The sequence below is a fragment of the Streptomyces sp. NPDC016469 genome, assembly GCF_040632905.1.
Classification (GTDB): Bacteria; Actinomycetota; Actinomycetes; order Streptomycetales; family Streptomycetaceae; genus Streptomyces.
On sequence record NZ_JBEYCQ010000038.1, the window covers coordinates 50,241 to 57,700 of the forward strand.

Genomic DNA, 7,460 nt, shown 5'->3' on the forward strand with positions numbered 1-7,460 from the left:
GCGACTGCGAGCGTGACCGGCTCGCGTTTCGGTGAGGGACCCCGTGTGTTTCCGCCGTATTTCATTGCCCGGGTGTTGCCGGGATCTCACGGGAGCGGTGCGGTCCGCCCGCCCGTGTCAGCAGCCGCCCTTCGTGAAGCGGGCGAGCCCGTACGCCGAGTCGAGCCGGTACGTCCCCGCCTTCCGCACGGTCAGCCGCGTCCACTCGCCGTCCTGCCGCAGACAGGCCGCGCCCGGCCCCCGCACCCGGAGCCACGGCGAGTACGCGACCCGTACGGTGACCGGGCCGGCCCGCTCCACACGCAGGACCAGGTCCGCGTCGCCGCCGCCGGTGACCGTGGCGGGCGGGGGCGCGAGCGGGGTGGCTTCCCGGACCCGGTAGACCGTCCAGCCGTCGTCCTCCCACACCTCGTCCAGCCACGGCAACCCGCCCCTGATCAGGGCGGCTTCGGCCTCGGCGGGTCCGTCCGGCCGCCCGTGGTGCAGGACGACGAGGCCCACGGCCCAGCGGTCGAGCCAGGCGCGGTAGCGGTCCGGGGTGAGCCCGCCCTCGTAGAAGAGGCGCCCGCGCTCGACGTCCAGCTGGCGGTTCCAGCCCCGGGCCAGGGTGACGTGGGGGGCGAGGACGGCGGCCTCGCGGTGGTTGCGCGCGGGGACGGCCTCGACGCGGACCCGGTCGGCGCCCAGCCGGTCGAGCGCGGCGACGACGCCCTCGGTGCGGGACGCCCAGGCCGGCACGGGGGTGGACACGCGCAGGTCGTCCACGGTCTTGTCGACGAGCCAGAGCCCGGAGAGCACGAGGACGGCGGTCAGGAACCCCGTACGCACCCGCGCCCCGGCCCGGACCGTGTCGAGGACCGCCGCGCACAGCACGGGCACGGCGACCAGGCCGAGCAGCCGCTCGACGTTCGTGCCGATGGGGGACGCGACGAGGAACGTCAGCACCACGCCGGCCGCGTACACCACGGCCCCGTACCGGGTCAGCCGCCACTCCCGGGTCCGGGGCGCCGCGAGCGCGAGCACCGCGCAGACCAGGACCGGCATCCACACCCGGTCCGCGTGCATGGGCTGCTCGCCCCGGAACGGGAACAGCAGCGTCGTCGCGCCGACGACCGCGAAGAACGGGACCATCAGGACCGCGCCCGTGCGCCACCGCCGGTCGAGCAGGTACGCCGCGCCCACGACGACCAGGAAGAGCCCGGCCACCGGGCTCGCCATGGTGGCCGGCGCCCCCGCGACGACGGCCACCACGGGGCGGTGGGCGTACCGGCAGGCGACGAGCCCGACGGCCACGCCGAGCGCGAAGGTCGTACGCCCCGACGCGACGTTGCACCACAGGGCGAACGCGCCGAGCAGCGCGGGGGGGAGCGGGCGGCGCAGGCCCGTACGGACGAAGAGGCCGGCCAGTAGCCAGGTGGCGGCGAGCCCGGAGACGACGGAGACCGTGCGGACGCCGGCGAGGGCCATGACGTACGAGGAGAAGACGCTGTAGTTGGCGGTGTGCGTCCCCCCGTACCAGGACAGGTTGTACGCCGATCCCGGGTGGCGCGCGGTGAACCCGGCCCAGGCGAGCTGCGCGGCGAGGTCGCCCCCGCCGGTGGCCAGGACGGCCGCCCATACGGCGTACAGCGGCAGTACGGCCGCGACGGAGATCAGCGGGACGCGGTGGACCCGCCACCACGGCGCCCGCCCCGGCTCCCGACTGGAACTGTCCGTGCCCGCCCGTACACCCTCACCGATCACCACCCGGCACACCTTAGAGGGCATCACCGGCAGGGATCTCAAAACGCTTCGAAACTTTCGAAATCGATGGCGTGGAAGATCAGAGGACGGTTCGATTCCGCTCGAATTCGTGCCCTGCTACTGACGAGGAGGTGTCGACTGAGCTGGGCATTCATTCAACTCCCTTGCGGCGAAGGGCAGTCAAAGGTTTCGCAACTCGTGCCGAAACTATTGACACCCCCAAGGGCCGGTCCAACACTGAGCGCCGTCGGCAGGCCCCCGCCGACGCCCACCTGCTCACGGGACCAGGAGGACATCCCCCATGTACGCGACCCCCGCACGAACGACGAGCCGCACCAGACCCACCAACGGCCTACGGCTGTTCATCCGCAGCGCCTTCGCCCTGGTGATCGCGGTCGTCGCGGCGATCGCCCTGCCCGGCACGGCCACCGCCGACACGACCGTCACCTCGAACCAGACGGGAACCAACAACGGCTACTACTACTCGTTCTGGACCGACAGCCCCGGCAGCGTCTCCATGAACCTCGGCTCCGGCGGCAGTTACGGAACGTCCTGGCGCAACACCGGGAACTTCGTCGCGGGCAAGGGCTGGAGCACGGGCGGCCGCCGCAGCGTGACGTACTCCGGCTCCTTCAACCCCTCGGGCAACGCCTATCTGGCCCTCTACGGCTGGTCGCAGAACCCGCTCGTGGAGTACTACATCGTCGACAACTGGGGCACGTACCGGCCCACCGGCACCTTCAAGGGCACGGTCACCAGCGACGGCGGCACGTACGACATCTACGAGACGACGCGGACCAACGCTCCCTCGATCGAGGGCAACAAGACGTTCAAGCAGTACTGGAGCGTCCGCCAGTCCAAGCGGACCGGGGGCACCATCACCACCGGCAACCACTTCGACGCCTGGGCCCAGCACGGGATGAACCTCGGCAGCTTCAACTACATGATCATGGCCACCGAGGGCTACCAGAGCAGCGGCAGCTCCAGCATCACGCTGGGCAGCACGTCCGGCGGCGGTGACAACGGAGGCGGCAACACCGGCGGCGGCAGCAACGGCTGCACCGCGACCCTCTCCGCGGGCGACAAGTGGAGCGACCGCTACAACCTCAACGTCGCGGTCTCCGGCTCCAGCAACTGGACCGTGACGATGAACGTGCCGTCCCCGGAGAAGGTCCTCTCCACCTGGAACACAACGGCCAGTTACCCGAGCGCCCAAGTGCTGACCGCCAAGCCCAACGGCAGCGGCAACAACTTCGGCGTCACCATCCAGACCAACGGCACCTGGACCTGGCCGACGGTCTCCTGCACCACGGGCTGACCGTGCGGAGCGCTCCGGGGCGGCGGCGGCCGGTCCGGAGCGCACCGGCCGTTCCCGTCCGGCTCACAGAACCGGCGGCCTTCCCAGCCGGGTCATCCGCCACACCGTCCGCCAGCTCATCGGCGCCCGCCGCCCGGCCGGCGTCCTGATCCCCTCGGCGAACCCGCCCCACCACGCCTTCAGCCCGGCCGGCGAGCGCATCCGCAGCATGGCCAGCACGATCCACACCCCGAGATAGACCGGGACCAGCGGTGCTGGGAGCCGCCTGCGCGCGAGCCACACCCGGTTCCGCGCGGTGAACCGGTAGTAGACGGCGTGCCGGGCCGGCGACGTCCGAGGGTGCTGGAGGACGAGCGTCGGCACGTAACGGATCTCCCACCCGCCGTCCAGCGCCCGCCACGCGAGGTCCGACTCCTCGTGGCCGAAGAAGAACTCCCCTGGCCACAGCCCGATCTGCCGGAGCATCGGCATCGAGAACGCGTGCCCGCCGCCCAGGAACGCGGTCACCGGACCCCCGCGCATCGGATCGCCCGCCCGCAGCCGGGGCACCCAGCGCCGCTCGGTCCGCCCCTGTTCGTCGGCGACCCGGAATCCGATGATCCCCAGCTTCGGGTCCTCGGCGAACTGCCGCCGCACCTCGCGGAACACGTCCGTCGCGATGAGCAGCCCGTCGTCGTCCAGTTCGACCACGACATCGACCTCGTCCGCGTCGCGCAGCAGTTCGAGGCCGACGTTCCGGCCGCCGGGGCAGCCCAGATTCTCCGTGAGCGGCACCTTGGACACCGTGGTCGCGCCGGGGGTGCCCGCCGCGCCGAGGACATCGGTCGAGACGTCGTCCAGCGAGGTCGCGTTGCCCACCAGCACCACGCGGGCGGCCGGGACGTCCTGCTTCGCCACGGACGCGAGCAGCGCCTCCAGCTCCTGGGGGCGGGTCCCCATGGTCACGATGACAACCCCGATACGCGGCAAGGGCACGGCGGCTCACCTCACTGATCGACAGGGCCCGATCGTAGAGCCTCCCGGGCCGTCACGGATTCATCACTTATGGAGGCCCTGCCTCCCCTTGTGCCGGAGCGCGCGTATACGGTCATGCCTCCACCAATCGCACCGTGGGGGGATGAATGAACTGGAACAACAGCACTCAGCAACCCTGGGGCCCGGCCCCGGAGAAGCCGTCCGGGCCGGCCTCGGGCCTGCCCGCCTGGGCGCGCAAACGCGTCGTCGTCCCGGCGGCGGTCGGCCTGTTCGTCGCCGGAGCCGTCGCGGGGAGCGCGGGCGCCGGCGGCAGCGGTACGGAGAACGTCAACAGCGCGACGCCCGCGCCCCTCGCGACGGTCACCGTGACGGCGTCGCCGAAGGCCGGCGCCACGGCCGACGCCGAACCGCCCGCGCCGAAGGGCACGACCCGGCCGGCCGACGACGACACCGGCGCGAAGGTCTCCGTACCCGACTTCGTCGGCATGGGCCTCCAGTCCGCGCAGGACGCGGCCCAGGCCAAGGGCTTCTCCGCCCTGACCTCGCACGACAGCGCGGGCCGGGACCGGATGCAGCTGCTCGACCGGAACTGGAAGGTCTGCTCCCAGAACGTGGCGGCGGGCACGTCGGTCCCCACGACGACCGAGTTGGACTTCGGCGCCGTGAAGACCGAGGAGAGCTGCCCGGCCAAGGACCGGAAGCCCACGGAGGCGGTGGGCGGCCGGATGCCGGACTTCGCGGGCACGTCGGTGAACACCGCGCGCAACGCGCTCGATTCCGGGACCTCGCTCACGGTGAAGGACGCCGCCGAGGACCGCATGGTGCTGCTGGAGAGCAACTGGAAGGTCTGCACCCAGGTGCCTGCGGCGGGCACGAAGCTGAACGGGCAGCCGGTGGAGCTCACGGCGGTGAAGTTCGAGGAGAACTGCCCGTAGGAGGCGGGGACGTCGGCCGCCCGGGGTCATCAGCTCGACGCGTCCAGCGCGTCGGCCCGCGCCACCAGCCCGGCGGCCACGTCGTCCCAGTCGGGGCCGTGCAGCCACAAGCTCTGAGCCGCCTCCCGCAGCAGGGCCGGTTCGTCCGGCCGCTGCAACAGCACCAGCCGGTAGGCCAGGTTGCGTACCCACACGGGCAGATGGCCATCCACGATGTTCGGACAGAGTTCGCGCAGCATGGCGAGGACGGCGCCCGCGTCGGCGAACGTCAGCTCCTCGATGAAGTAGTGCTCCCGGTGTTCGAGCCCGCACGCAGGGGTGGGCCGGTACTCGTCCCCGTACAGGCATCGCGCGTGTGCCGTCAGGCTCCTGTGCATGGACGCGAGGTTATGACGCTGACGACGCCCGCCCCCGGTCCCTGCCACACTCGGGGCCACGGCAGGACGTACGCGACGGAAGGGGCGGGAAGCGGATGACCGCGATCGAGCGGCTGTGGGAAGAGTGGACGCTCCCCATCCGGGACGCACTCCACTACGCCGACGGACGCTCCTACGCCCTCACCCCGGCCGCACCGACGGGATTCACCGTTCTCGCCCCCTTCGACCTCGATGCGACGCTGGAGGACGATCCGTCGTGGGTCTCCTCGGTCGATGGACTGACCGTCGCGGACCTGGGCGAACGGGGCCTGCTGTGGGCCGGCGAGGGCTCGTACGGATCGGAGGGCTTCCTCGCACGGCTGACCACCGGCCACGCGTTGCTCTGGGCGGTCTTCTTCGCGGAATCCAATCCCTTCGACCGTATCCGCGTCTCGGAGAACGTCGCCACGTTCCGCTCGACGCTGGGGATCGAGATCGCGGTGGACATCGATGACCCGCGTCGGTGGGAGAGGTGACGGTCGGGGCGCGCCCGTGCAGCCCGGCGCCGCCTCAGTCCCCGGGCGGCACCTCCGCCGATTCCGCCGCGCGGCGGTACTCGGCGTTGATGCGCTGCGCCTCTTCCAGCTGGTCTTCCAGGACGACGATGCGGCAGGCGGCCTCGATGGGCGTTCCCTGGTCGACCAGTTCGCGGGCGCGGGCGGCGATGCGCAGTTGGTAGCGGGAGTAGCGGCGGTGGCCGCCTTCCGAACGCAGCGGGGTGATCAGACGGGCTTCGCCGATGGCGCGGAGGAAGCCCTGGCTCGTGCCGAGCATCTCGGCGGCCCGGCCCATCGTGTAGGCGGGGTAGTCATCATCGTCAAGACGGCCGTACGAGTCGTCTGCTGTCACTTGCACCTCTCTTGTGGAACGCGTTGAGGGGCCTTGGCGCCACCTGGCACCAAGGCCCCGAAGGAACTACTACACCACCTGCCGGCCCGAACACGGCACCGGCCTTCTGTATCCGCGGTTCCGACCCGGCTGCTGTCGGAGGTGCGGGGATCGCGGTTGCTTGACCGGAGACCACCTCACTATCGATGTCCTGCGGTACCCGGGCGGGCCAAAGGCTGCATCCCGGGCGATCCTGATGGCGCGGGCTCCTCCTTCTTCTTACCGTGATCAACTGCTTACCAGCGCGTACTGCGTACTGCGTTCACGGGCGCCGCCACTGTCGTGTCAGCGGCCCCGCTCCTGGCGGCCCCTTGCTGCGGGCCACCCGGTGCGGCCGTCAGTCCCGTCGCCGTCCTGCGACAACCCTGGCTTCGAAACTCCACCGCCGCACCGTCCTGCGACTACGTCCTCTTCCGGCAGTCCGTCTCTGCCGGGTATCGCTGTCTCTCTGAGTACAGAAGAAACCCTAACCACAGCAGTGCCCAATGTCTACTCCCGCCGACATAGATTTTCGGATTCCCTCCAATGAGGTAACCGACGTCGCCGGAGGCATCGGCTGACCTGGGCCCGACGGTTCGCCCGAGCGCCCGCGGGTACCGCCGGTCCTCGGGGATGACGCGCATGTCCGCCGGGAGGAGGACCGGCCGGGGGACGACGGGGCGGCCCGTGCATAAGATCGGCTCTCATGTCGAAGCCTGACGAGCTGCTCGTTGACGTCGCCACGCTGGTGGAGTCCGGGCACAGCAACCAGATGTCCCTGACCGTGGTCGCCGGCGGTGCTGTCATCACCGGCCGGCTGGCGCCCGAAGCCGTGTGGCGGCAAAGGGTGTCGGAGGTCCTGACGGACTCGGCCCGGCTGGGCGAGTTCTCCACCGTTTTCACCGCTACGGCCCGGAGGGAGGGGCCGCCCGCCTATCTGCACTTCCACATGGCGCGGATTCTCCAGGGCACGGTGGGGATCCCGGAGACGGGCGGGATGTACCGCGTAGCGATCGCGGATGTCAGCGCCTGGACCATGGGCGACTTCACCTACTCCGAGCACTGACGTCGCTCGGAGGACCCACCGGTACGCGGGAGGGCCCGACCGGCATGTGCCGGTCGTGCCGGTCCGCCGTGCGGGCGGCCGGGTCGTCCGGGAACTCCAGGAGCATCAGGCGCATGACGGGGACGCCGGTGCGGTGGGCC

At 71.0% G+C, this 7,460-nt stretch carries 8 protein-coding genes; 4 read left to right on the forward strand and 4 right to left on the reverse strand.

Annotation, left to right across the window (positions count from 1 at the left end):
- Nucleotides 1–117: 117 nt before the first annotated feature.
- Entirely contained in the window at nucleotides 118–1,656 is a 1,539-nt protein-coding gene (locus ABZ565_RS31125; RefSeq protein WP_361034303.1) for a hypothetical protein, read from the reverse strand.
- Nucleotides 1,657–2,044: 388 nt separating this feature from the next.
- Between ABZ565_RS31125 and ABZ565_RS31130 the strand changes: the two genes are divergently transcribed.
- Nucleotides 2,045–3,061 (forward strand): glycoside hydrolase family 11 protein, encoded by a 1,017-nt coding sequence (locus tag ABZ565_RS31130; protein ID WP_361034281.1) that lies wholly within the window; start codon nucleotides 2,045–2,047, stop codon nucleotides 3,059–3,061.
- Nucleotides 3,062–3,124: 63 nt separating this feature from the next.
- Here the strand turns inward: ABZ565_RS31130 and ABZ565_RS31135 are convergent, their stop codons facing one another.
- Complete coding sequence (locus ABZ565_RS31135; protein WP_361034284.1) at nucleotides 3,125–4,036, reverse strand: glycosyltransferase; 912 nt, start codon at nucleotides 4,034–4,036, stop codon at nucleotides 3,125–3,127.
- Between the two features lie 146 nt (nucleotides 4,037–4,182).
- On the opposite strand from ABZ565_RS31135, the gene ABZ565_RS31140 reads away from it, so the two are divergent.
- A complete protein-coding gene (locus tag ABZ565_RS31140) occupies nucleotides 4,183–4,971 on the forward strand; it encodes a PASTA domain-containing protein (protein ID WP_361034287.1) in 789 nt (262 codons plus the stop codon).
- A gap of 29 nt (nucleotides 4,972–5,000) precedes the next feature.
- Here the strand turns inward: ABZ565_RS31140 and ABZ565_RS31145 are convergent, their stop codons facing one another.
- The gene (locus tag ABZ565_RS31145; RefSeq protein WP_361034290.1) at nucleotides 5,001–5,348 is read right to left on the reverse strand and encodes a hypothetical protein; all 348 of its coding nucleotides are present in this window, start codon (nucleotides 5,346–5,348) and stop codon (nucleotides 5,001–5,003) included.
- Nucleotides 5,349–5,443: 95 nt separating this feature from the next.
- Here ABZ565_RS31145 and ABZ565_RS31150 point away from each other — a divergent pair, with 95 nt between their 5' ends.
- Nucleotides 5,444–5,863 carry a hypothetical protein gene (locus tag ABZ565_RS31150; protein WP_361034293.1) on the forward strand — a complete coding sequence of 140 codons (420 nt, stop codon included), beginning with the start codon at nucleotides 5,444–5,446 and terminating at the stop codon, nucleotides 5,861–5,863.
- 34 nt (nucleotides 5,864–5,897) lie between these two features.
- Here the strand turns inward: ABZ565_RS31150 and ABZ565_RS31155 are convergent, their stop codons facing one another.
- Nucleotides 5,898–6,236, reverse strand: a complete 339-nt coding sequence (locus ABZ565_RS31155) for a MerR family transcriptional regulator (RefSeq protein ID WP_361034296.1) — start codon at nucleotides 6,234–6,236, stop codon at nucleotides 5,898–5,900.
- A gap of 724 nt (nucleotides 6,237–6,960) precedes the next feature.
- On the opposite strand from ABZ565_RS31155, the gene ABZ565_RS31160 reads away from it, so the two are divergent.
- Nucleotides 6,961–7,320, forward strand: coding sequence for a hypothetical protein (locus ABZ565_RS31160; RefSeq protein WP_361034300.1), 360 nt, complete (start codon nucleotides 6,961–6,963; stop codon nucleotides 7,318–7,320).
- Nucleotides 7,321–7,460: the final 140 nt, after the last annotated feature.

Excerpts from the sequence above, each read along its gene's own strand:
- ABZ565_RS31130 (WP_361034281.1), top strand. The coding sequence starts at position 2,045 with ATGTACGCGACCCCCGCACGAACGACGAGCCGCACCAGACCCACCAAC.
- ABZ565_RS31140 (WP_361034287.1), top strand. The coding sequence starts at position 4,183 with ATGAACTGGAACAACAGCACTCAGCAACCCTGGGGCCCGGCCCCGGAG.
- ABZ565_RS31145 (WP_361034290.1), bottom strand. The coding sequence starts at position 5,348 with ATGCACAGGAGCCTGACGGCACACGCGCGATGCCTGTACGGGGACGAG.
- ABZ565_RS31150 (WP_361034293.1), top strand. The coding sequence starts at position 5,444 with ATGACCGCGATCGAGCGGCTGTGGGAAGAGTGGACGCTCCCCATCCGG.
- ABZ565_RS31160 (WP_361034300.1), top strand. The coding sequence starts at position 6,961 with ATGTCGAAGCCTGACGAGCTGCTCGTTGACGTCGCCACGCTGGTGGAG.